Source organism: Paraclostridium sordellii, assembly GCF_000953675.1.
Taxonomy (GTDB): Bacteria; Bacillota; Clostridia; order Peptostreptococcales; family Peptostreptococcaceae; genus Paraclostridium; species Paraclostridium sordellii.
The window spans coordinates 395,911-421,225 of record NZ_LN679998.1 but is presented as its reverse complement, the minus strand read 5'-3'; the positions used below and the strand labels follow the sequence as shown (position 1 = coordinate 421,225).

Here is a 25,315-nt window from a genome sequence, read left to right as displayed (position 1 = left end):
ACTATCTCTCCCTTTTATCCCCTTATATTTCACTTAAAGCTATTTCTTCATTTACAAGTAGTTCAAATTCTAGTGATTTCTCAACTGCTTCTACTACTAAGTTTTCTTTTACAATTTCTTCACACTTATTTATCTCTTTATACATAACCAAATCTTCTTCTATAAAATTTGTGTATTTTCTTAAAACATTATATGCAGCCTCTGTACCTATACCCAATTTTTTCTTTCCTCTTAAATCTATAGCTTGTGTAGCTGCTAAAAGCTCCATAGCTAAAACATTTCTAGTATTTTTCATTATTTCTCTCGCTTTTCTAGCTGCTATGGTTCCCATAGATACATGGTCCTCTTGGTTTGCTGATGATGGTATTGAATCTACACTTGCTGGATGGGCTAAAACTTTATTTTCTGAAACTAATGCTGCAGCACTATATTGTACAATCATAAAACCTGAGTTAACTCCTCCGTTTTTAATTAAAAATGCTGGCAGTCCGTTACTTAATGTGGGATTTACTAATCTTTCTAGTCTTCTTTCTGATATGTTGGCTATTTCTGATAATGCTATTCCTAAAAAGTCAAAACTTAAAGCCATTGGTTGTCCGTGGAAATTTCCACCTGATATTACGTCTTCTTGTTCTGGGAATATTATTGGATTGTCTGTTACTGAATTGATTTCTATATTTATTTTATTTTTTACATACTCTATAGCATCTTTACTAGCTCCATGTATTTGTGGTGAACATCTAATAGAATATGCATCTTGTACCCTCAAATCACCTTGTTTAGTGGTCATCTCACTTCCAGTTAATATATCTAATACATTCTTAGCTGTATTTATTTGACCCCTATGAGCTCTTACTAAATGAACCCTCTCGTCCATTGCACACGTAATTCCATTTAAAGATTCCATAGTCATTGATAGTGCTATATCTGCTGTTTTCAATAAATTCATAGCATCATAAGTTGTAAGTGCTCCTACTGCAGTCATAACTTGAGTTCCATTTATAAGAGCTAGTCCTTCTTTTGATGAAAGCTCTGGTAGTATTTCTACACCAGCTAATTTCATAGCTTCTGATGATGTCATCCTTTTTCCATTGTATATTGCCTCTCCTTCACCTATCATAGTAAGAACCATATGTGCTAAAGGAGCTAAATCTCCTGATGCTCCCAATGACCCTTTTTCCGGTATTACTGGGCATACATTATTATTTATCATATTTATTAATGTGTTTAATGTCTCTATTCTAACTCCAGAATATCCTTTTGATAAATTGTTAACTCTAAGTAACATTATAGCTCTTACTATATCTTCATCAAAGGGATTTCCGACTCCACAAGCATGGCTTATAATTAAATTTCTTTGTAAATCGTGAGTTTCTTCTTTGGATATAACTACATCAGAAAATTTTCCAAATCCTGTAGTTATTCCATAAACTACTTTTTGCTCATCTACATATTTATCAACTAAATCTCTAGCTAACTTAACTTTTTTTATTACTTCCTCACTTAATTCTACTCCATATCCATTTCTAGAAACATTAACTACATCTTCTATAGTTAAATCTCTTCCATCTATAATTACTTTATTCATTTGTTTTCCCCCTATATATAAAAATAAAAAAATAAAAATTAAACTAAAATAAAAGTCTTTAAAATAGCTTCTATGTATCAAATTAATTTCCTTTATTTAAATTATATATTATTAAAATTTTATATATAATTTAATCTAGATAATAAAAAATAAAAAGCATGTCATCTAAATGATTACATGCTTTTTATTTTTTATTAATGTCTATCTATAACACTTTCTCTTTCAACTATTCTATATGGAAGTTCTACCTTTTTATTTTCTAAAACTTCTTTATCAATCATTTTTATTACCATTCTTATCGCTACAGCTCCCATATCATATAATGGCTGATGAACTGTAGTTAACTTTGGTCTATACATAGCAGCTATTTTGGCATCATTAAATCCAGCCACTGATATATCCTCAGGAACTCTATATCCTGCATCACAAATAGCATTTAAAGCACCTATTGCAGCTTCATCACCTGTAACAAATACTGCTTCTGGTACATTACCTTCATCTAGTATTTCTTTCATCTTTTCATATCCATAGTCATATGTAGTTCCTGCATTTTTTACTAAGGATTTATCTATTTCTAAGTTATTATCTTTCATAGCTTTTTCAAATCCTAAGTATCTTTCTGCTTCTAAAACTGTATCATCTTCACTAGTCATTATGAAAGATATTTTTTTATGACCTTTGTCTATTAAATACTTTGTCATATCATATGTTGCATTTGTATTACTTATACTTACAGAATATACATCATAGTTTCTTGCTGTTTTACTTACATATACAGCTGGTATTCTACAGTTTTGTATAAACTCTAAATGCTCTTCATCTACTTTCCAAGACATCATTACTATACCTTCTACTTGCTTAGCTCTTAGTAAGTTTATACTTTTTAGTTCTTGTTCCTTGTCTGAGTATGTGTTTGCTAATAATATATCATAGTCATACATTTTTGCAACTTCTTCTATCCCATTAACTAACTCACTTACAAAAGAATCAGATACTTCTGGAATTATAACCCCTATTAATTGACTTTTTTTAGTTACTAAGCTTCTTGCTAATGGGTTTGGCACATATCCCGTTTCCTTTATAACATCTAATACCTTTTGTTTAACTTCGTCTGTAACTGGCTTAGAATCATTTATAACTCTTGATACTGTAGATATAGAAACGCCTGCTTTCTTAGCTACATCTTTTATTGTTACATTAGTTTTCATTTAGCATTCCTCCTTATCTTAATTCTTACTATATTTTATGAAATCTATTCTTTAGTCTGTGTAAAAATTAATTTTATCATAATTTTATAACTATTTAAATATGTTTCGACAAAAAATAACACGCCAGCTTAAGCTGACGTGTTATTTTTTCTTGTATTATTTATTAATTAACAGCACCCACAACCGTCGTCTCCATCAAAGAATCCTGCACAACAGCAAGTTATTAATAATAATATTAAGAAAGGTATCCATGCCATTATATCTATGTCTACCCAAGTCTCACCAAATGCTAAGAATAAGAAGAATAGTACTATTATCCACCATGCTCCTCCACCAAAGCATCCGTCTTCACCGAAAAATCTAGTTAACATATACTTACCTCCTAATTTCAACTTATCATTGCTTATATAGTTAACTTTGATAGCTAACTATTTTATATAATATGAATATATATATACATTTGTTACTTTTTATTTTTTATCACTAGGCTACTCTTGTATTAATTAAAACCAACCTTCGCAGCTAATTAATATTAATAAAACTATTAAGAAAGGTATCCATGCACATATATCTAATTCTTCCCAGCAATCGCCAAATGCTAAGAATAAGAAAAATAGTACTATGATTATCCATCCACAGCCTGCGAACCCTTCATCGCCAAATAATCTTTCTAACATTTTGCTTTCCTCCTGATGTCAATTTCTTTAAATTATTTAGTTGTAACTAGAAGCATCCACCACAACTACATAATATTAATAAAACTATTAAGAAAGGTATCCATGCACATATGTCTAGCTCTTCCCAACAATCACCAAATGCTAAGAATAAGAAGAATAGTACTATTATCCACCATGCTCCTCCTCCAAAACATCCATCATTACCAAATAGTCTATCTAACATTGTGTTACCTCCTGAGATGATTAAATTTTTGAGCTTTCGCTCTTAAAATATACTATGCATGTGGTTGAGATTTTGATAATAAAATTATTATTTTTTCTTAAAATCTTAAATCTATTAGACACAAAAAAGGCTACTCAAAGAGTAGCCTTTTTATTTTAATTAGCATCCACACTCGAAGTCATCACCACATCCGCCGTCTAATCCACATGAACAAACAATAAGAAGTAATATTAAAAATGGAATCCAGTCCGTTATACATATATCTGCCCAACATTCTTGGAATGCCAAGAATAAGAAGAATAGTACTATTATCCACCATGCTCCACCGCAGAAGAATCCATCTCCACCAAATAATCTACTTAAAGTGCCCATATTTACCCCCTATTTTTTTGGATTGCCAAAACCTTCCTGAAATTTGACTAACCCATATTTAAAAAATATTTATAGAAGTCATATCTCAACTGCTCATACTCTTAATTTATATTATGGGAATTGAAAAAAACGGTTACTATATTATTATTTTTTTTTATAAATATAAATTTTTATTAACATTTAATTTTATAAATAAAAAAAAGCTCTTATAAGAGCTTTTTTTAACAACATCCATCATCAAAATTGAATAATAAAAGGATTATCAGTATTATCCATATCCATGAGTTATCATCACAGAAGAAGTTATCAAGTAAATCTGTTCCTAATAATAGAAAAACAACAACTGCTATTATTAGTAAACTTGATCCTCCAAATGGTGAATTACATCCACATCCAAAACTTCTCAAAAGTTTATCTAGTTTTGACATATGGTTACCCCCTTTAAGTGTTGGAAAACTTTAGTTTTCCTTATTTATTCATATGCACGGGTAGATAAATATGTTACTTGTAATAAATTCTTGTCTAATAAACTATCTAATTCATCTTCTGATAAGTTATTGAATTTTTTTACCAAATCCAAGTGTTTACTTCTATTTTCATCTTCTGAAATGCTATTTACTAAACTTTCGATAGATTTTATTTTGTAGTTTTTATACTTAGCTGTAAAAAATGATGTTTTAGTGTCTTTTATGCAGTTTTTAAGATTTAATAATCTTGATATGTACTCTTCATTATTATTTAATACCTTTTCTTCATTTGATATGTAATCTTCTAATATCATATTACATTCTATTACATATGAGCTAATCTTTTGTATATCTAAGTTTATGATGTTGTAATATGAGTTTATTAATAGCACAACTACGACACAAATAGATGATGCTAATAAACCTATATACTTCATATCCATTCCTCCTGTGTTTTTATGTATATAAATATATATGCTTGTTTTGTTTATTTATTCTAAAATTTATATGAATTTAATATTGAAAAATTTCACAGCTTATATTAAACTACAATTAAAATATGAATTTATTTTTTTAGGAGGTCTACTATGTTTGAAAGAGTTAGGGAAATAATAGCTGAGCAATTAGGCATTGATGACCTAAACACTATAACTTTAAATACATCTTTAACTGAAGATTTAGAAGCTGATTCTTTAGATGCTGTAGAAGTTATAATGGCTTTAGAGGATGAGTATGGTATAGAAATACCAGATGAAGAAGCTGAAAACTTTAAATGTATAGGTGATATATGCAACTTCATAGAAGCTCATAAATAAAAAAAAACCGAGTTTATTAACTCGGTTTTTTTTATTTTTCCTCATAGAATTTTACATTTTTTATAGTTATATCAATACTTCCATCAGAATTTTGCTTTACACTATACTTCATAGGATCCTCAAAATCATTTAAATCTGCTTTTATATCAAATCCAGTATCTGTCTTTATACTTCTTTTCTTAAGTTTTTTCTCTACCCATTGTTTATCTATATTAAATGTTGAGCCTATTCCCTTTTCTTCCATATGCTCTTTAAAACTTTCTTTTAAGTCATTATTATCGATAGATTTTTCAACAAAGTCCTCTAAATCTATTTCTTCTTTTTCTTTAAGAGTATAATTTAGTACACTTCTTACATCTTCAGCTTGTTTTATATCGTTAGCTAAAGCATTTGTTATCCAAGTTTCGGCACTATTTTTAAATACCTTAGTCTTATGCTTATCATCAACTATTTTTTCAGCATTTAAAAATCCATTTATGAATTTAGACTCTAACTCTTCTTTTTCTGCATCCTTATCTAAAAGTCTTAGATGATATTCATCATTCATACCTGTTAGTCCTACAATAGCACATTGCTTTTGTCTTTGAGTTTCAGGTATCCCAATTTCATTAGGAACCATTTGTATATTAAACTTATCATCTATAAACTCTATTGAATGAGTATATAGTCTTTTATAATCTAATTTTAATATACCTACATATTTTTCATCTTTAACTGTATATAAACAAATAGCTAAGTCGCAAGATTCTAACTCTGCATTGATTTTCATAACATCAAATAAATATGCAGCTATCTCTTTTGAGTTTTCTAAAAATGTACTTTCATCATAGATTATTTGCTCACAACAATTTTTCACTACATTGTTTTCATAATCTTTAAATATACCTTTTCTTAAATCATCATCCTTACTCACTCTTTTAATTATTTTTTGAAAAAATTTGTCTACTTCTTGACTTACTTTTCCTTCAAAATCATTTAGTATAGGTACTTCACTATTTTTATCTAGTACATGTACTATAAACTTATGTATTATCATTTTTTTCACCTCTATTTTAATTTTTCTATCAATTTTTTCATATCATCTGGAATCTCAGCTATAAAACTTAAATTTTCTTTTGTTCTTGGCTGGTTAAATTCTAAACTATACGCATGCAGAGCCTGTCTATTGATTAAACTTTCATCAACGTATCCATACAGTTCATCTCCTATTATTCCATGTCCAATGTAGTTCATGTGAACTCTTATTTGATGTGTTCTTCCTGTTTCTAACCTGACTTCTAAAACAGTTGCATCATTTAATCTTTGTAAAACTTTATAATGAGTAACTGACCTTTGTCCTCTCTCATCCACAATTCTCTTTATACTATCTTCTTCTGGTCTATATATAGGTTCATCTATAGTACCAAAATCATTTTCTAAAATTCCTTTAACAATTGTTATATACTTCTTCTCTACCTTATTGTTACTCATATCAGTTGATAAAGTATGATGCGCATATGCATTTTTTGCGACAATAACAAGCCCAGAAGTATTCATATCCAATCTATTTACAAATCTTATTTTAACTTTTTCACCTTTTTTAGTTATATAATCTGTAACTCCATTAGCAATAGTGTTATCAACATGACTTTTAGTTGGATGAACTACCATAAAAGGTGGTTTGTTAACCATTATTAAATCAAAATCATCATAAATTATGTCTAAATTTAAATCTTGTTGAATAAAATTAGCCATCTCTTCATTTATTTTAACTTCTATTAAATCACCTTTTTCTATATTTACACTAGGTTTTTTAAATTTTCCATTAACTAAAACAGATTGTTCTCTTTTCATTTTAGATAAAGATCTTACAGAAAAATTTAATTTATCTAGTAAAATAGATTTCAATGTTGAATTTTCTTCACTTGTATAAGATATTATATTATATTTTTGTTCTTCTTTTTTGAACAAACTGGCACCTACTTTCATTTATAATAACATTATCTATTTTATACTATTTTTAAAAATTAGATAAGACCTTTTATTTTCCACTTGGTATTTACTAGGGTATCAATTGTTTTTTAAATTATGTTATAATACAAAGGTAAAGAGGTGGGGATATGAAAAGAACAATAACGATAAATTCAAATTCACTGGATGTATCTATAAAAACTAGAAAAATACTGACTGCTAAGCTCATAGAAGCTGGATTTCACGTTACTTATAGTTTCGATCCTAATTCAGAGCTTATAATATCTATTGGGGGAGATGGGTCTTTTTTAAAAACCGTCCATGATTTTGATTATCCTGAAATTCCTATTTTAGGTATAAATACAGGACATTTAGGTTTTTTTACTGATGTTTATCCTGACTTTATCGATAGATTCATTGATGATTACAAAAACAATAATTTTATACTGCAAGATATTCCTCTTATACAAGCTACTGTATGTACAATGGGAAGTTGTGTAGACATGTATGCAGTTAATGATGTTGTTATAAAGGGCGATAAATCTAGAACTATACATCTGAATTTAAATGTAAATAATAAACATATTCAAAATTTTAGTGGAGATGGACTTTTGATTTCTACCCCTACTGGATCAACTGCATATAATTATGCTGCAGGTGGTAGTATTGTTGATCCTAGCTTAAAACTTATGCAATTAACTCCACTTCACCCTATTAATACAAATGCATATAGATGTTTTACTTCAAGCATAATTTTTCCTCACGATGCTGTAATTGGAATTTATCCTGAGTACAGGTTTGAGGATGCTTTATTAATAGTTGTTGATGGTGTAGAATATAGATTAGAAAAAATAACTAATATTTCAATTACAACTTCAGATGTGTATGTGAAACTTGTCAGGCTTGTGAACTACGAATTTTGGAGTAGAGTTTCAGATAAATTTTTATAATATTTTGGAGGTGCCTTTATGAAAATAGGTGTAATGAGTGATACTCATGGTAGTTTACCTTACTTTGAAAAAGCATTAGATACTTTATCAGATTGTGACATTTTACTTCATGCAGGTGATGTTTTATATCATGGTCCTAGAAATGATTTACCTAAAGGATATGACCCTAAAGGCGTTATAAGTAAAATTAATAACCTGGATAATATACTTATAGCTAGAGGAAATTGTGATGCTGATGTTGATCAAATGGTTATAAATCATCCAATTCAAGGACCTTATGTTCTAAGTCAGTTTGGTGAAACTAGAATTTTAATAAACCATGGATATGTAGACTCAAAAGAAGAAACTATAAAAAAAGCAAAATCTATGGGTGCAGATATACTTATTCTTGGTCATACTCATGTAAAAGAACTTTTTATCGATGAACATTTAATAGTATTAAACCCAGGAAGTACATCTATTCCAAAAGATGGCTCTCATTCAGTAGCAATAATAGATATAACAGAAAATCATGATGAATTAGATTTAGAAATAAACCTAATAGATATTAATTCAAAGGAAATAATAAATTTATAAAAATAAAAAATGAACTCTAAAACTAGAGTTCATTTTTTATTTTTATTATTTTAAGTTTGTGTACTTTTCAGCTATCTTAACTATTAATTTAGCCCCTTTTTCCATTGCTGAAACTGGTATACATTCATTTTTACTGTGGAAGTTTAATCCTCCTGTAAATATGTTAGGACAAGGTAATCCCATAAATGATAATCTAGCTCCATCTGTACCACCTCTTATTGGCACTATTATTGGAGTTATTCCTGTTTCTTTCATAGCTTCATCTACTATATCAACTACAAATTTAACAGGCTCTACTTTTTCTTTCATGTTATAATATTGATCATTTAAGTCAAGAGTTATTCTACCGTTGTATTTTTCATTTACTTTTTCTACAACCTCTCTCATAAATGATTTTCTTTCTTCAAATTTATTCTTATCATGGTCTCTTATTATATAAACCATAGATGCTTTTTCTACGTTTCCATTTATGTCATTTAAATGATAGAATCCTTCATAACCTTCTGTTGTCTCAGGTCTTTCATTTGCTGGGAACATTTCAGATATTTCTGCAGCTATATGTAGTGCATTAACTAATTTATTTTTTGCACTACCTGGATGCACATTTCTACCTTGTATAGTTATTGTAGCTGCTGCTGCATTGAAGTTTTCATATTGAAGTTCACCAACTATTCCACCATCCATAGTATATGCGTATTTAGCTCCAAATTTTTCAACATCGAATAAGTTTGCTCCTCTACCAACTTCTTCATCTGGAGTAAATCCTATTTTTATATCTCCATGTTTTATTTCTGGATGATTTACTAAATATTCTATAGCTGTTACTATTTCAGCTATACCAGCTTTATCATCTGCTCCTAGTAAAGTAGTTCCATCTGTTACTATTACATCTTCTCCTATTAAAGTTTCCATTTCTGGATAATCTTTAGGAGATGTTACAACATTTAACTCCTCATTTAAAACTATATCTTTTCCATCATAGTTCTTAACTATTCTAGGTTTTACATTTTTACCTGTTACATCTGGAGCTGTATCTAGGTGAGATATAAATCCTACAGTAGGAACTCCTTCTACATTTCCTTTTAATGTAGCCATAACATAACTGTTCTCATCAACATTAGCATCTTCAAGACCTAATGCCTTTAATTCTTCAACTATGTATTTAGCAAATACTCTTTGTCCTTCGCTTGATGGGCAGTTTGAGTTTTTAGGATCTGCTGTTGTATCAAATGTTACATATTTTAAAAATCTTTCTAATACTTTTTCCTTCATAGCAAAAGTTCCTCCATAATATTTTTGATTTAATTGTCGTATATCCATCTTTTATAACTAAAGGAATACGCTTTAATTATAATACTTTACAGTAAATTTATCAAACAAACTAATGTAAAATTTTTTTAATGTTAAATATTTAATTGAACATAAAAAAAGGTGCTAATTTAGCACCTTATGTAAAAACTCTAATTTTCTTAATTCTATTTTTATCTAAACCTTCTATGCAAAATCTTACATTATCAACTTCAATAACTTCATTTTCTTCTGGCAATCTTTTTAAGTATCCAATTATAAAACCTCCTATAGAATCAAATTCTTCAGATTCTAAGTTAGTTCCTATAAGTTCATTAACCTCAGATATTTTTTTGCCACCATCAATTATATACTCATCTTCTTTTATTACTTGAATATCTTCATCTTCTTCGTCGTACTCGTCTTCTATTTCTCCAACGATTTCTTCAACTAAATCTTCTATAGTTATAAGTCCCGATGTACCACCATATTCATCAACAACTATAGCCATCTGACTTTTATCTTTTTTCATCTCTTCAAGTAATTCAGTTATCTTCTTAAATTCATAAGTAAAGAATGCTTCTCTAACATAATTTCTAATATCAAAATTATTTATTTCATCTTCACTTAAAAATATTACATCTTTTATATTAACTATTCCAATTATATCATCAACTGATTCTTCATAAACAGGCATTCTACTAAACTGTTCTTCTTTAAAAAGATTTATAACCTCTTCATAACTGTCTTGTGCATTTATACACACCATATCTAGTCTTTGTACCATAGCTTCTTTGGCCTGCATATCTCCAAATTGGAATACATTATTTATGATTTGTCTTTCTTCAATCTCTAAGACTCCTTCTTCATGACTGACATTAACCATTGTTTTTAATTCTTCTTCAGTTATATATGGTTGACCCATATTGCTTTTTATTCCAAATATCTTAAATATAACACTTGTTATAATATTAAATATCCATACGATTGGAGTTAATATCCATATTATTAATTTTATAGGCTTAGAAACTGCTATAGCTACCTTTTCTGAATTATTTGCAGCTATTGTTTTAGGTGTTATTTCCCCAAATATTAATACTAAAATAGTCATTACTGCAGTAGCGACAGGAACTGCTTCTGATCTCCCGTTTAATATAGTTATAAATAACGATGTTGATAAAGATGTAGCTGCTATGTTAACAATATTATTTCCAACTAATATCGAACTTAAAAGTTTCCCTGAATCTTCAGTTAGTTTTCCTACTAACTTTGATCCCTTAATATCTTCTTCTTGCATATGTCTGATTCTTATCTTACTAAGTGACATTAAAGCCGTCTCTGACGCAGAGAAAAATCCTGAAGACACAAGCAATATTGCTAATATCACTACTTGAATAATAATACTACCCTCGGTCGAACCCAATTCTTACCACACTCCTAATTTCTTTTTTATATTAATTATATCATAGTATTTTTAAATTTGGAAACATATTGGTAACTTCCCGTAGTTAATGATACTTCTCAAATTTATACTCATTATTATATTGTTCACTTACCCATAAAAATATCATATATATAATATATTTTTTTTATTTACACATAATAAATCTATATATTTTAGGAGGTGTTTTATGAAGGATTTATTAGATAAAGGTGCAGTTATTCAAAGAGATATGGAAACTTATGCAATTGCCCCTCACGTTCCGGCTGGATTAATATCATCAGATCAACTTAGAAAGTTAGCTGATGTTGCAGATAAATATAATGCTAAAGCTATAAAAATTACAGCTGCTCAACGTATAGCATTAGTAGGACTTGAAGAGAAAGATATAGATTCTGCGTGGCAAGATTTAGGTATGAAGCCTGGAGCAGCCATTGGTTTATGCGTTAGAAGTATAAAGACCTGCCCTGGTACAACTTTTTGCAAAAGAGCATTTAGAGATTCAGTTAGTATAGGCCTTAAATTAGATGATAGGTATCATGGAATGAATCTTCCAAATAAACTTAAAATAGGTGTTAGTGGATGTCCTAATAGTTGTTCAGATAATCATACAAGAGATATAGGTCTTATGGGAACACCTAAAGGTTGGAGCGTATTTGTTGGAGGAAAAGGTGGAACTCTACCTCGTCTAGGAGATAAATTAATAATGGGTGTATCTGATGAAAAAGTTCTTAATTTAGTAGATGAAATAGTAAAGGTTTATGCTTCTAATGCAACTGGAAAAGAAAGATTAGGGGCCTATATAGATAGGGTTGGTTTTGATAACTTTATATCTAATTTTGATTTAGATTGTTATAAAAACTAGTTATAAAAATTTTATTAATTTATGTTGAAAATAGTAACAATCTTTATATTCACTCATATAATGACATTAAGAAAGATAAAAATTTATCTTTCTTATAAAAATAAGTATTTAGATCATAAGTATAAGATTTAGATACTTGTTAATAATTAAAGTATGTTCGGAAAATATAAAGATTTCTATCCCCCCTATTTATCACCTATACCCCCCTTGTATAGGTGATTTTTTATTTATTTAATTAATTTAAGTATATATTTGCTTTTTCTGTAAATAATTATATTACACGCGAAAAGTGTAAATATATCTCTCCCCCTAATAGTAAAAAAACAATGGTTATCTGTATTTAGAAACCATTGTTTTTTTATTTTTAATTGAACTTATATAAAACAGCTTCCTCTATACCGAATAAATATATATAAGCCTCTTTTACTTTTTTACCTGTTAATTCATTTAAGGCTTTACTATATATTTCTAATTGCTTTTCATATTTTGATATAAGTTCTAACTTATTTTCTTCATTTACAAAGTCAGTTTTATAGTCAATTATAACTAATTCATCTTCCTCTTCAAAGTATGCGTCAATTATACCTCTAAGCATTAATGTATCTTCATTTTGCTCTTTCTCAAATTCACTTATATCTTCAAATAAATCTTTTAATTTCATCTGTAAGTAAAAAGCTTGTTCTCTTTTTAGAAAATATGAACTTAACATTCTTTTTCCTAAGTTTGATTTGAAAAACTTCAGCACTTTATATGGATTTATAACTTCAGCTTGAACACTAGTAAAAATTTTATTTTTGACTAATCTCTCTATCTCATTTTTTATTTCTTCTAGATTATTTACATTATTTAAATCAACAACCTGCATAAATAAATGCATTATTGTACCTTTTTGTGCTCCAGTTAACTTCTCTTTACTATTTTCTTCTTGTATAAATAAAGGTGTTTTTATTTCTGTTGGTCTATCTATTAAATCTTTTGTTGTGTAACTTTCTTCATTTTCATTTTCTAAACGCTTCATCTCTGTAACAGATATAGTCCCTGCTCTATTTACAGATTCCATAAATGGATACTTGTAATCTAATTTATTTTTTATGATATCATAATAATCACTATTATCTTTATTTAGATCCATGTTTGTAAGTATTGATGCTATTGTTTCTTCATCGTCTTCATCTATTTTATTTGTTGAAATATCATTTTTATCCCATAACCTAGTTTCCCATTTGGAATCATGATCATCTAAGTAATCATAATCTAAATCTACTAATTCTCTTAAATTTTCTAAATCCCTATGTTTTAAAATAGCAGGCATTATCCAATCTAGAAAATTTTTACCTTTAAGTATTTGGTATTGAGAAACCGGTCCTTTATTTTCTATATCTTGCGCCCATTTTTTTATACTAGATTCTATATCTCTTACTGAACCTGTTATAATCAATTTTTCCTTTGGCCTTGTAAATGCAACATATAAAACCCTCATCTCTTCAGATAAGTTTTCCATATTTATAGTGGTCTTTAAAGCTTCCTTTGCAATACTTGGGTAAGATATTCTTCTTTTGTAGTCTACAATCTGAGGCCCATAACCTAATTTATGATGATATAAAATATCTTTTCTAAAATCTTGATTATTGAAATTTTTGCCCATACCAGCACATATTACAACTGGAAACTCTAGCCCTTTACTTTTATGGATACTCATTATCCTTACTACATTTGCATTTTCTCCTAATGTTTTCGCACTTCCCATATCAGAGTTTGATTTTTTTAATCTTTTAACAAAATTTATAAAGTTAAATAGTCCCTTAAAACTTGTTTCTTCAAATTGTTTTGCTCTTTCAAATAAAACTTTTAAATTTGCTTGTCTTTGACTACCTGCTGGAAGAGCTCCCACATATGCATAATATCCAGTTTCTATATACACATACCATAAAAATTCATCTGTACTCATATATAGTGATTTAGTTTTAAAGTCATTCAATTTATCCAAGAAATATTCTATTTTTTCGCTAAGTTCACTATCTTTTTCTTTTAATCCACATAATGCTTCATAAAAACTAACATCTCTATTGTCAATACGTATATCAATTAATTCTTCTGGTGTAAAACTAAACATAGGTGATTTAAGTACGGCTATAATAGGTATATCTTGCATAGGATTATCAATTATTTGTAGTAATGCAAGTACAGTTTTAATTTCTATCGTATCAAAGTATCCGATACCTGTATCTGCATAAGTTGGAATATCCATATTCATAAGCTCCTCTACAAAAACTGGAGCCCAGCTAGATGTTGCTCTTAATAAAATAACAATATCCTTAAATTCTACATTTCTATAATTATCTATTTTTTTATCATATACTTTCATTATTTCCCCATTTTCCTTAGGGCTCATAATATCTTTGATTATTTTACCTAACATCCTAGCTTCTAACTGTATATTATCAATTTCTTCTTGTTCTTGTTCTTCTTCATCTGAATTTTCATTTTTCTTGTTATTTTTTTCTATTAAGTGAATTTCCGTAGGTCCTCCAACTATAGAGTTTTCTTCTTCACACTCCTTAAATACTGCTCCTAAGTTTAATCTTTCATTTTGATTGTACTCTATTTCTCCAATGCTTTTACTCATTATATTTTCAAATATATAGTTTGCACAGTCTACAACTTCTTTTCTACTTCTAAAGTTTTTATATAGCATTATTTTTCTATTTTTGCTACCTTCTTCAGTGTCATAATTAGCATATTTTTCTAAAAATATTTCTGGTTTTGCTTGTCTAAATCTATATATACTTTGCTTAACATCCCCGACCATAAATCTATTTGGGACTTCTACCTTTGCTATGGTGCTTAATAAAACTTCTTGTACTAAGTTACTATCCTGATATTCATCTATGAATATTTCAGAGAATTTTTCTACATAAGTTTTGGCAACATCTGATGGTAATATATTTCCATACTCATCCTTATCAGTTAATATCTCTAATGCAAAATGTTCTATATCATTAAAATCTATTATTCCTTTTTCCCTTTTCTTTTCTTGATATTTATTTTCAAAACTTATAACTAAATCAGATATAGCTTTTACTACAGGGTATAAAAATTTAATCTCTTCATAAATTGAACTATTGCTTTTATAAAAGGTTGCTCCTATTATACTTTCTAAGGATTTTTTATTTTTATCTCTTATATTTTTGGCGTTTTCTCTTGCTTGTTTTACATATTCTGGAGTATCTTTAGAAAGTCTTTTAACTCCTTTTGAAAAGTTTTCAAATTGCATATTACTCATATGATAAAACGCGCTATCCCAGCCTTCTTTGCATGCCTCTACGATGTCTACTATTTTTAAGTATTCTATATTTAATTTTTCTTTATAACTTTCTAATTCTTCTATTCCATCAACGTATTCTATAGCTTTTTTCATACTAGATTCAATACCTTCAACTTCTATCTTTAAATTATCAAGTATAGACGTTGCCCATATTGAATTTGAAAAACTAAAATCTTCATCTATATTGAAAAGTTCTACTGAATCATATAACCACTTTTTAGGATCTGGTGATGCCATAGAAAAATTATATATAGATAATATAATTTCTTGTAGTTCTTTATCTCCTCTTTTTTCTGCATAGCTTTCAACTAAATTTAGAAACTCAATATTTTTTTCTTCATAATACTCTTCAAATACTTCTTCTATACATTCTTGCTTAAGTAAAGAACATTCTGTTTGATCTCCTATTCTAAAATTAGGATCAATATTTATTTTATGAAAGTTAGACTTTATTACATCTAAGCAAAATGAATGAATAGTTGTTATGCTTGCTCTATTTAAAAGTACTAATTGATTTTGTAAATGACTATTTTCAGGGCTTTTATCTAAAGCTTTTGCAATAGCATCTCCTATACGCTCTCTCATCTCAGATGCTGCTGCATTAGTAAATGTAACAACTAATAATTTATCTATATCAACTAAGTTTTTTGTATCTGTTATTAATTGAATAATACGCTCAACTAGTACAGCTGTTTTCCCTGATCCTGCTGCTGCTGCAACAAGCAGGTTACAGTTTCTACTATCTATAACAGCTTTTTGTTCCTCTGTCCATTTAGGAGAACTCATTTATTCAACATCTCCTTTCATTTTATTTATTATCTCATCCTGACTCTTTTTATTTATAATCCTATAACTATTATCTTTAAATGTACTATCAAATTGACAAATAGATGAAAAACTACAAAAATCACAAGAGCTTGATTCTTTTGTCTTATACGGAGAAATTGATATATCTCCATCTAACATATCTTCACTTAATTCTTTTATTGTCTGTTTAACATATTTTCTAAGGATATCAAACTCTTCTTGGTTTACCCCTGATGTAGTTTTTGATATTGTTCCATCTTTATTTATAGATGCTGGCACAACTAATGATGTTCCTTTTTCACCATCTGGAAGTGTATTATCCATCTTTTTAATAACATTACTATCCTTTAGTACAAGTCCTTTCATCTTTAACTTCTTAAGTATTTCCTCTTTGATACTTTCATCTTCCTTATTTTCATTAGTTTTTATTATTGGATCATCTATCTTGAAATATAAAATAGCCGCTGGGTTTATATCTCCACCATTGTGCTTTGAACTCTCTAATATAGCATCTAAATATACTAATAGTTGCAATTGAAGTCCATGATATACATCAGTAAGACTTATATCTTTATTCCCTGACTTATAATCTACTATTCTTATATACTTTTGACTTTCTTCTTCTAATGTGTCTACTCTATCTATTTGTCCAATTAAATTTATTTCTTCTCCGTTATCCAATATAATTTTAATAGGAGGATATTTTTCATTTATTCCAAATTTAACTTCATAATCCGTTGGATCAAATGATCCTTTTCTTATCTGATAACTAATTATAGCTATTGCGGATATAAGCATATTTTTTAACCTATATGCTAAATATTTATATCTTGCTGAACTTTCTAATATATATCCCGGTATTTTAGATACTAATTCTTCAACTATAATTTCTACCTTTTCAGATATATATTCATCAGTTATATCTCTCCAATCTAAATTATCCTTTGATAATTGCTTTGAAAATTTATCTAGTATGTTGTGAACAAATGTACCAAAATCCGGTGGTGTAAACTCAAATTCTTTTCTTTCTTTTGCTTTCAATCCATACTGTATAAAATATGCAAATGGACATTGTGCGTATTTTTCTAACCTTGAAACACTAAATAATTTATTGTTATATAATTCTCTTATTTTATCACTCTCAACTTTTTTAACTTGATTTGTGTAATTTAATCCTTCAACTATGTTCTTAGCTCTAACGTGATATTCATCATCTTTTATATAAAATCTATATACATCTAACCATATATCTTCTATCTTTTTTTCTTCTTCATAATCTTTTATTGATTTTATTAGTTCATTAAAAATAGGAGATTTGGTAGTTATATTATTTGCTATTTCTTCATTTGATTTATACTCTACATCATTTAAATAACTTTCATTTTTTATATTAGGGAATATTTTCTTAAGTCTAGATATTATAACTGATGGTCTTAAAGTTTTTCCTTCATGATCAGCTATAGGGTAAGTTACTGTCAATGATTGAGATGTTGATGTTAATGCTCTATAAACTAAAAATTGTTCTTCAAAAGTTTTAGTTTTACTATCTATATCAACTTCAATTCCACTATCACCCAAATTTTCTCTATCTTTATCATTTAATATTCCATCGTCCTTAGATATTAATGGGAATATACCATCTGTAGTACCCATTAAGTATAAATGCTTTGTATTTGGATTTTTCATTCTATCTACACTACTGACTAAAACTTGATCTAAACTAGGTGGAACTGTTGCTAACTCATATTCATCAAATCCTATACTTATAACTTTTATAAACTTATCTAAACTTATAAAATCTTCTCCCATAATCTCAACTATTTGATCTAATATATCAACTACAATTTCCCAAACTTGAGAATACTGATTAGCTAAATTTATTTCATTTTTAGACTTAAAATCATCTATCATATTTTTTATAGTTTCAGGTATATTTATATCAATTAAAAATTCATATATGTATCTACATATATCTTTTGCTTTATTTCTTCCCTTTAATTTTTTTTGTAGTTTTACTATAGGATTTATTATCACATCTTTTATTTCATTAACTTTTTCAATTATCTCTAATTCAACTTCACTTTCTTCGTCATTAAGTTTATGATTTAACCTATAGTTCCATTTTTCTTCAAACCATTTCTTACCTTTTATCCCATTTGCTAAGACATAATTTTCTATTAAGCTTATATCTTCTATGCTCAATCCTATTAAGCCACTCTTTAAGTATCTAAACATAGTTTCATAATTATATTTTCTACTTTGCATTTCTAGTGCAGATATTATAAGTACTATAATTGGATTTGTTTTAGCCTCTTTTTTAGAATCAATAAAATTAGGAATTTCGTATTCATTAAATATAGATTGAACTAAAAATCCATATCTATTTAAATCTCTTGTAGCCACAGTTATATCTTTATATCTAAAACCTTCTTCTCTGACTAAAAATACTATTTCCTTAGCTATTTGTTCTACTTCTGAATATAAATTACTAAACTCTTTTATGCATATACTTTTAGTTTCTTTTTCATATGTTTTATAAGGGTAGGAATAATAATTACTTTCAAGGTGCTCTAATTCTAAATTCCCATTAAATCTTTTTATTTGTTTTGAATTTAGGCTTATTTCTGGCTTAATTTTTACACCTGCTTCTAAACATAATTTTTTTAACTTCTCTTCAGTAAATTTAGTACGAGAAAATACATCTCTTTTATTATAAGTTTTTACTAAATTATTATCTAAAGTTAACGTGATATTGACTTCACTTGCTTTTGTTAATAAACTTCTTATAACTTTATATTGATTAGGCGTAAATCCTGTGAACTCATCTATATATATCTTTGCATTATTAAAATAACTACATAGTTCAATTTTATCGGCTAATGATGCCAATAAATCCTGTGTATCTACATAGTTTTCATGGAGAATCTTTTCATAACTATCATAAATTTTACTTATATCTTGCAATTTTAGTTTTAAAGTTTCACTTTGTAATTCTCCAGCTACATTCTCCAAAGCATCAGGTGTTATACTATATTGTTTAAACTCAGATATCATATCTGCAATAGTACCTATAAAGCCTGGTTGAGTTGAAGCTTTTGAAAATATTTTTAAATCTTCACTGACTCCTTCTAGCGCTTTATATATCATCATAGATCTTCCACTAGAGTTTATATTTATATCTGTAAGTCCTCCTACTTGTGAAAATACTATATTACTTAGAGTTTTAAAACTTAATACTCTTGATCTAAGGTAAGGATCTTTTTCTATATACTTACTTAATCTTTTTTCACTTTCAAATGTATATTGTTCTGGCACCAACAATATTATAGGTGATGTTTCTTCACTTTGTACTTCTTTAGAAATTTCTTCTAGACAATACGTTGTCTTTCCACTACCACCTCTTCCAAAGATAAACCTAAGACTCATATATTTCATCCTCCAGTATGCTAAAATTTATTTCTTTATTATTACATAGTTTATTAAATTCGCAAAATTTACAGTGGTTAATATTTTTTAAGTTTTTTTCATAATCAAAATTTGTATTTTTTATTTTATTTACATATTCATATAATTGTTTTTCTATTTTATTATGCTTTTCTTCGCTATATCTAATTGTTATAGCTTCATTATAAAATTCTGGCTGATAGTAATTTATACTTATATTTTCATAGCTTATATCTAAATCATATAATTTAGTCACAACTTCTTTACATAAGTATAAGTAAACTAATGTCTGAATTCTATTTTCAATATTCTTATAATCTATCTTTCTATTTTCAGTTTTCCAATCCCATATACTTATATTTTCATTATCAATTATTATTAAATCGTACTTAGCCTGTATATTTATGCAATCATTTTTTAATCTAACCTCATATTCTGTAAGATAGGTCTTATCCTCTTTAATTGGTATTAACCTCTTTATTTTATTTAACCATATATTAAAATCTTCATTTTTGCTATGCTCAATTCCAATTGGAATATTGGCAAAATACCTTTCACAAATTAAATGAAAGTCTGTTCCTAGCTTTAAATTATCATAGTATTCTCTACTATTCTCATCATCCTGTTTCCAATTTATTTTATCAATATATTTATATTTAAACTTTAATGGACAACATTTATAGGTGTTTATTGAGTTTTGACTGTATAAAAAATTTTCTAACTTTTTATTCAACTAACTCACCTCTCTTTTCTTTTATAAACTTTCCTAACTTATTAAAATAAAAAGATGGCTTTTGTTGCTGTCTTTTATTTGCATTTTTATCTTTATAAGTATGTCCAGATAGCATTAACATTTCTTTTGCTCTTGTTATACCCACATACAACAACCTTATTTTTTCATTTATTATATCTACCTTGTGTTTATACATAAAATCTATAGGCTTGTCTCCAGTTAAGATGGATTCTACTTCTGATTTTGCTATTGCTACAGGGTTTTTATACTTATCTTTTAAATACCAAAGTTCACCTTGGAATTTTTGGTTTATATTTGCTGGAAATTTGAATTCTGTTAAATCTAATAAAAATACAACATCCCATTCCATACCTTTTGACTTATGGTATGTACAAATAGTTATTCCTCCTGGCTTAGGTTCATATCCATTGATTTCATATATAATTTCACTTATATAATTGAATACTCTATTTCTATCATCTAATAAAATTTTACCTATGTCATATAAGCTTGTATTTGGATTATCTAATACTAATTGTTTTATATAAAAAGCAATGTAATCTACCATGGCTTTTTCCTCATCACTTATATCCATATTGTCACCTATAAACAAAATCAATTCATCAAATTTTACGGAATTATAACTTAGTAAAATTTTCAATCTATTTATCCCATTTATAAAATTTATATATATGTCATCTGTATTGTCTATAACTATATCTTGAATTATATTATCTGTATCATATATGATATCTTCAACATCATATCTTTTTAACTTCAATAAAAACTCTTCTTTACCAATTTTATTTTCAACATTTATATATATTTTCTCTAATATATTTACTAACTTATTTATATCATCACAGTCAGCTAAAAACTCAATAATATATCCAATATTATTTATTAGTTTCCTTTTATGAAGAGAATTTGGTCCTAGTTCATCAAATTCTAAATTAAACGATTCTAGTACTCTTGCAATTTCTTTAACCTGACTATTAAAAGGAACTAATAAACCTATACTTTTATCTGGAGTAGTTTTTTTTATGTATTCTACGAACTTTGCTGTTTGTAAAATTTCTTTTTCCCAGGTCTCATACCATCTAGCATTTAACAGGTATTTATCTGACGTTGGATTTTCTTTATATCCCTTTCCTTTTGGTACAGTACGTATTTCCATTTTTTCTAATGCACATTTACAATCTTCTATATAAAAATCTCCAGTTATTAAATCTACTAACTCATTTGCTAATTCTATAATATCTTTAGAACTTCTATTTGACATATCCATTTTGTAACAATGGTCTGCTTCTTCCATGAAGTTTTTAAAAAATATAGGATTAGAAGAAGAAAATGTTCCATTTATACTTTGATTTACATCTCCAACTCTAACTAAATTGTTATTATTTTCTGATATAAGTTTTATAATATTTCCTTGAAGTTCATTTGAATCCTGACATTCATCTTCAAAAATATATGAATATCTATTTTGAAATTTCACTTTTAAATCTTCATCTTTATTAAGAGCTTTATAAGCTAATATTAAAATATCATCATAGTCTAGAAATCCACTATTTTTTAATTTTCTTTCATAATCTTTATATATTGGTAAAATACATTTTAATACTCCTTTATGCCCCTTTGATATTATATCTTCAAGTTTTTTGGGAGATATGTCTTTATACTTTAACTCGCTTATTGAATTTGTTACTAAATCAAAAAAGCCTTGATTCCAAGACTCCATACATCTATTTCTCCACTCTTCATCTCTTTGTTCTTTAACAAAGAAATTAAAAGCTCTTTCGCCTCCATTATTTTTAAAATTATTTATGCATTCATTTAATATTATAGTTTTCTTAAGATCATCTACTATACTAAATTCATCATTTAACATAAGTATTTCTGGCTTTTCTTTTATTATTTTTACTGCTAAACTATGAATAGTCATAACTTCATAAGAATTAGTTTCTTTTATATCATTTTCATCTAATAGTTTAGCAATTCTGCCTTTAAAATTGTTTACTGCACTATTCATATATGTTAGTATTAATATTTTTCCTGGCTTATTTTTTCCTTCTTTTATTAACTTTGCAACTAAATTAGTTACTATAAATGTCTTTCCAGCTCCTGGTACAGCTGGTACTGCCATAGTTCCACCCTCATAATTTATTATAGGGATTTGATCTTCTCTATAGTTTATCTTACTCATCAAATTCACCCTTATCTATCAAACTTATAATTAAATTGTATAAAAGTCCTTCTTGGATATAACCATTTAAAGTATACTCACTTTTATATGCATATACTGTTTCTGTATTTATTAATAAATTATATATAGTATTATACAGATAATATTCTTTATAAAACTCTTCCATATCTTCAGTGTATATTTCAGAATCTTTAAATGTTCTTTTTAATACTTGTACATTACTTATTTCCTTTTCACACTTCATACTCCACATATTACTACCTACGTCTACCCAAATCTGTATAGGATTTTTCATATTTTGCGATATATATCTATATGGTGTTGTTAAAACTACTGAATTATTTTCTTGAAAATCCTCTATTTCACTTAATGAGTAATAATCTTTAATATTTGATTTCAATGCTTCAAAAAATATTTTTTCTTTAAATTTATCTTTGTCTAGGCCTAATAAGCTTATACTTTCAGTAAAGTTTTCACTCTCTTGAATTATTTTTTTGCAAATCTTTACATTTTCTTTTCCATTTGGTAGGTTTAATAAATTATCTATATAAAACTTTATTAAGAACTCATATATACTTAAATCTGCACCCTTTTTTTCTTTTATATAGTTAATTATATTTATATAATCTTCACTCTTTTGTTTATCATTAAAAATTTTCATAGCTCTAATTTTATTTGATTGAGTTAAAAGACTTATAAAATTTATATAATCATCATTGTTTAAAATTTCTTCACATTCGTAAAAAATACATGAAGCCACCATTAATGCATGTGCATATGGATAATCAATTAATCGTTTATCTTGCTTTGTATTATAAATATGTATATCATTCTTTTCTAATAAATTTTTTAACTTATGATATATTACTGTACTACTTATAGGGCATATTATGGATATATCTTGTGGATTAATATCTTTTTTTACAAGTTCTATAATTTTATCTCCTATGTGTTTAATCATTTCACTATATAGTTGACTATCTTGATTTAATTCAATTTTCTTATTTAAATTTTTTAAATCGGAAAGATATAAGCTATTAATACTACAATTTTTTATAACTTTACATCGTGAAACTATCTTTTCGTTTATATATTTCATGTCTATATTATTAAAAGCTGCATAATCTTTAGTATAATTTATATACATATAGGAATCATTAACTTCATCTAAAAGTCTAGATATAAATTCTACTTCACAAGCTGTACTATTTTCTAAACTATCAACAAGTAAATACTTTATATCTTTTCTTAGAAAGCTTAAATATCGTTCATCTTTTAGCAAGTAATTGTTGTATAAATAAATCATCAAAGAATTATCTATAATAGAATTACTTAATAATAAAGAAATATATTTATCAATAACTTCTTGCATTTCACTATATGAAAATCTATTTATCTTATCATGATTAACTTTTGAATAATAGATTTTCTCTCCAATAGATTTAATATCTATTAGATTTTGAACTGCTTTGTTTAAATTATCAGATATACTATTTGCAATATTTCTATTTGATGCAGTTATATCTTCAAAATAATTTCTAAAATTTCTATTTTGTTTTACTATCTCAGTTAAAATATAATCTCTTAAACTACTTGATATAGTTATTGGCTTTAATCTATGTTCTAAAATCTCATCACATTTTTCATCAATCATAGGCCAAAACTTAATAACTTCTTTAGATATAAAAGATATATACGTAGTTGTTTTTATTTCTTCACTTATATTTAAATTTATATTTTTATCATATTCTCGTTTTATCTTGTTATTTGGAACTAAGAATAATATATTTCCAGTTCTAATTCCTTTTATACTCGCAAATTCTATATATTTTTTTAACAAATCATTAAACTTATTATCATTATAAATATCTTTTACTATTAAATTCATACACTTTACCTTCCTTTATAAGATAATTATAACATATTAATCATGATACGCTTATCATTGCTACTGCATAAAAATAATGTAATAGGTATGTAGCTCTACATACCTATTACATTATTTTTATAAATGTTATATCTTCATTTTTTATTTCTAAATCTTTTAAAATACATTGATCTATAACTATATTTTTAAATTCATATATATCACGATTTATATTAAAATCCTCACAGTCAAATAATACATTTTTATCTAAGCTTTCAAAATCCTTATATCTTAAATTTACTCTATACATAGAATCCTCCAAATATTTTGTTTGTACTTTAATTATTTATTAGATTTTGTATTTTTATTCAATTTTAATAAAATAAAAAGAAGCGCTTTTGCACTTCTTTTTATAATAATTAGCTTAAATAAAAAAAGATTACGTGGCTACGTCCTACTCTCCCAGGCAGCTTCCCACCAAGTACCATCGGCGCTAAAGAGCTTAACTTCTGTG

At 27.1% G+C, this 25,315-nt stretch carries 22 protein-coding genes; 4 read left to right on the top strand and 18 right to left on the bottom strand.

Going from position 1 to position 25,315, the window contains the following annotated elements:
* Nucleotides 1–22 precede the first annotated feature (22 nt).
* The 8 genes from hutH to ATCC9714_RS01995 all read right to left on the bottom strand — a co-directional run bounded on the left by hutH (nucleotide 23) and on the right by ATCC9714_RS01995 (nucleotide 4,972).
* Nucleotides 23–1,588, bottom strand: a complete 1,566-nt coding sequence (gene hutH, locus ATCC9714_RS02030) for a histidine ammonia-lyase (RefSeq protein ID WP_021129119.1) — start codon at nucleotides 1,586–1,588, stop codon at nucleotides 23–25.
* A 194-nt stretch (nucleotides 1,589–1,782) separates the two neighbouring features.
* A complete protein-coding gene (locus tag ATCC9714_RS02025; RefSeq protein WP_057544342.1) occupies nucleotides 1,783–2,796 on the bottom strand; it encodes a LacI family DNA-binding transcriptional regulator in 1,014 nt (337 codons plus the stop codon).
* Between the two features lie 167 nt (nucleotides 2,797–2,963).
* Entirely contained in the window at nucleotides 2,964–3,167 is a 204-nt protein-coding gene (locus tag ATCC9714_RS02020) for a membrane protein (RefSeq protein WP_021125079.1), read from the bottom strand.
* 132 nt (nucleotides 3,168–3,299) lie between these two features.
* Nucleotides 3,300–3,473 carry a hypothetical protein gene (locus ATCC9714_RS02015; protein WP_021125080.1) on the bottom strand — a complete coding sequence of 58 codons (174 nt, stop codon included), beginning with the start codon at nucleotides 3,471–3,473 and terminating at the stop codon, nucleotides 3,300–3,302.
* 46 nt (nucleotides 3,474–3,519) lie between these two features.
* Nucleotides 3,520–3,696: a hypothetical protein gene (locus ATCC9714_RS02010; RefSeq protein ID WP_021125081.1), complete on the bottom strand. Its 177-nt coding sequence runs from the start codon at nucleotides 3,694–3,696 to the stop codon at nucleotides 3,520–3,522.
* 159 nt (nucleotides 3,697–3,855) lie between these two features.
* The gene (locus ATCC9714_RS02005; RefSeq protein ID WP_021125082.1) at nucleotides 3,856–4,068 is read right to left on the bottom strand and encodes a hypothetical protein; all 213 of its coding nucleotides are present in this window, start codon (nucleotides 4,066–4,068) and stop codon (nucleotides 3,856–3,858) included.
* A gap of 221 nt (nucleotides 4,069–4,289) precedes the next feature.
* Nucleotides 4,290–4,496, bottom strand: coding sequence for a twin-arginine translocase TatA/TatE family subunit (locus ATCC9714_RS02000; protein ID WP_021125083.1), 207 nt, complete (start codon nucleotides 4,494–4,496; stop codon nucleotides 4,290–4,292).
* Nucleotides 4,497–4,540: 44 nt separating this feature from the next.
* On the bottom strand, nucleotides 4,541–4,972 hold the full coding sequence (locus tag ATCC9714_RS01995; RefSeq protein ID WP_021129122.1) for a hypothetical protein: 432 nt from the start codon (nucleotides 4,970–4,972) through the stop codon (nucleotides 4,541–4,543).
* Nucleotides 4,973–5,122: 150 nt separating this feature from the next.
* Between ATCC9714_RS01995 and acpP the strand changes: the two genes are divergently transcribed.
* Nucleotides 5,123–5,350 (top strand): acyl carrier protein, encoded by a 228-nt coding sequence (acpP, locus tag ATCC9714_RS01990; protein WP_021125085.1) that lies wholly within the window; start codon nucleotides 5,123–5,125, stop codon nucleotides 5,348–5,350.
* A 31-nt stretch (nucleotides 5,351–5,381) separates the two neighbouring features.
* On the opposite strand, the gene ATCC9714_RS01985 is transcribed toward acpP, so the two are convergent.
* On the bottom strand, nucleotides 5,382–6,386 hold the full coding sequence (locus ATCC9714_RS01985; RefSeq protein WP_057544341.1) for a nucleoid-associated protein: 1,005 nt from the start codon (nucleotides 6,384–6,386) through the stop codon (nucleotides 5,382–5,384).
* An 11-nt stretch (nucleotides 6,387–6,397) separates the two neighbouring features.
* Nucleotides 6,398–7,300: an RluA family pseudouridine synthase gene (locus tag ATCC9714_RS01980; protein WP_057574319.1), complete on the bottom strand. Its 903-nt coding sequence runs from the start codon at nucleotides 7,298–7,300 to the stop codon at nucleotides 6,398–6,400.
* A gap of 149 nt (nucleotides 7,301–7,449) precedes the next feature.
* Between ATCC9714_RS01980 and ATCC9714_RS01975 the strand changes: the two genes are divergently transcribed.
* Both ATCC9714_RS01975 and yfcE read left to right on the top strand, forming a co-directional pair.
* Nucleotides 7,450–8,250, top strand: a complete 801-nt coding sequence (locus ATCC9714_RS01975) for an NAD(+)/NADH kinase (RefSeq protein WP_054631979.1) — start codon at nucleotides 7,450–7,452, stop codon at nucleotides 8,248–8,250.
* Nucleotides 8,251–8,268: 18 nt separating this feature from the next.
* Nucleotides 8,269–8,826: a phosphodiesterase gene (yfcE, locus tag ATCC9714_RS01970; RefSeq protein ID WP_021125093.1), complete on the top strand. Its 558-nt coding sequence runs from the start codon at nucleotides 8,269–8,271 to the stop codon at nucleotides 8,824–8,826.
* A gap of 45 nt (nucleotides 8,827–8,871) precedes the next feature.
* On the opposite strand, the gene pepT is transcribed toward yfcE, so the two are convergent.
* Together pepT and ATCC9714_RS01960 are read right to left on the bottom strand one after the other, a co-directional pair.
* Complete coding sequence (gene pepT / locus ATCC9714_RS01965) at nucleotides 8,872–10,098, bottom strand: peptidase T (protein WP_054631696.1); 1,227 nt, start codon at nucleotides 10,096–10,098, stop codon at nucleotides 8,872–8,874.
* 175 nt (nucleotides 10,099–10,273) lie between these two features.
* Complete coding sequence (locus ATCC9714_RS01960; RefSeq protein ID WP_038293560.1) at nucleotides 10,274–11,536, bottom strand: HlyC/CorC family transporter; 1,263 nt, start codon at nucleotides 11,534–11,536, stop codon at nucleotides 10,274–10,276.
* Between the two features lie 208 nt (nucleotides 11,537–11,744).
* On the opposite strand from ATCC9714_RS01960, the gene ATCC9714_RS01955 reads away from it, so the two are divergent.
* Nucleotides 11,745–12,419, top strand: a complete 675-nt coding sequence (locus tag ATCC9714_RS01955) for a nitrite/sulfite reductase domain-containing protein (RefSeq protein ID WP_021129129.1) — start codon at nucleotides 11,745–11,747, stop codon at nucleotides 12,417–12,419.
* Nucleotides 12,420–12,783: 364 nt separating this feature from the next.
* Here ATCC9714_RS01955 and addA read toward each other — a convergent pair whose 3' ends face one another.
* The 6 genes from addA to ATCC9714_RS01925 all read right to left on the bottom strand — a co-directional run bounded on the left by addA (nucleotide 12,784) and on the right by ATCC9714_RS01925 (nucleotide 25,111).
* Nucleotides 12,784–16,530 carry a helicase-exonuclease AddAB subunit AddA gene (gene addA / locus ATCC9714_RS01950; protein WP_057544339.1) on the bottom strand — a complete coding sequence of 1,249 codons (3,747 nt, stop codon included), beginning with the start codon at nucleotides 16,528–16,530 and terminating at the stop codon, nucleotides 12,784–12,786.
* Complete coding sequence (gene addB, locus ATCC9714_RS01945) at nucleotides 16,531–19,977, bottom strand: helicase-exonuclease AddAB subunit AddB (RefSeq protein WP_057544338.1); 3,447 nt, start codon at nucleotides 19,975–19,977, stop codon at nucleotides 16,531–16,533.
* Complete coding sequence (locus ATCC9714_RS01940; RefSeq protein ID WP_057544337.1) at nucleotides 19,967–20,728, bottom strand: PD-(D/E)XK nuclease family protein; 762 nt, start codon at nucleotides 20,726–20,728, stop codon at nucleotides 19,967–19,969. The genes addB and ATCC9714_RS01940 overlap by 11 nt, the downstream gene beginning before the upstream one ends.
* Nucleotides 20,721–22,934, bottom strand: coding sequence for an ATP-dependent helicase (locus ATCC9714_RS01935; RefSeq protein WP_057544336.1), 2,214 nt, complete (start codon nucleotides 22,932–22,934; stop codon nucleotides 20,721–20,723). The genes ATCC9714_RS01940 and ATCC9714_RS01935 overlap by 8 nt, the downstream gene beginning before the upstream one ends.
* Complete coding sequence (locus ATCC9714_RS01930; RefSeq protein WP_057544335.1) at nucleotides 22,927–24,822, bottom strand: hypothetical protein; 1,896 nt, start codon at nucleotides 24,820–24,822, stop codon at nucleotides 22,927–22,929. Before ATCC9714_RS01930 ends, ATCC9714_RS01935 begins: the two co-directional genes overlap by 8 nt.
* Before the next feature lie 106 nt (nucleotides 24,823–24,928).
* Nucleotides 24,929–25,111: a hypothetical protein gene (locus ATCC9714_RS01925; protein WP_021125120.1), complete on the bottom strand. Its 183-nt coding sequence runs from the start codon at nucleotides 25,109–25,111 to the stop codon at nucleotides 24,929–24,931.
* Between the last annotated feature and the right edge of the window lie 204 nt (nucleotides 25,112–25,315).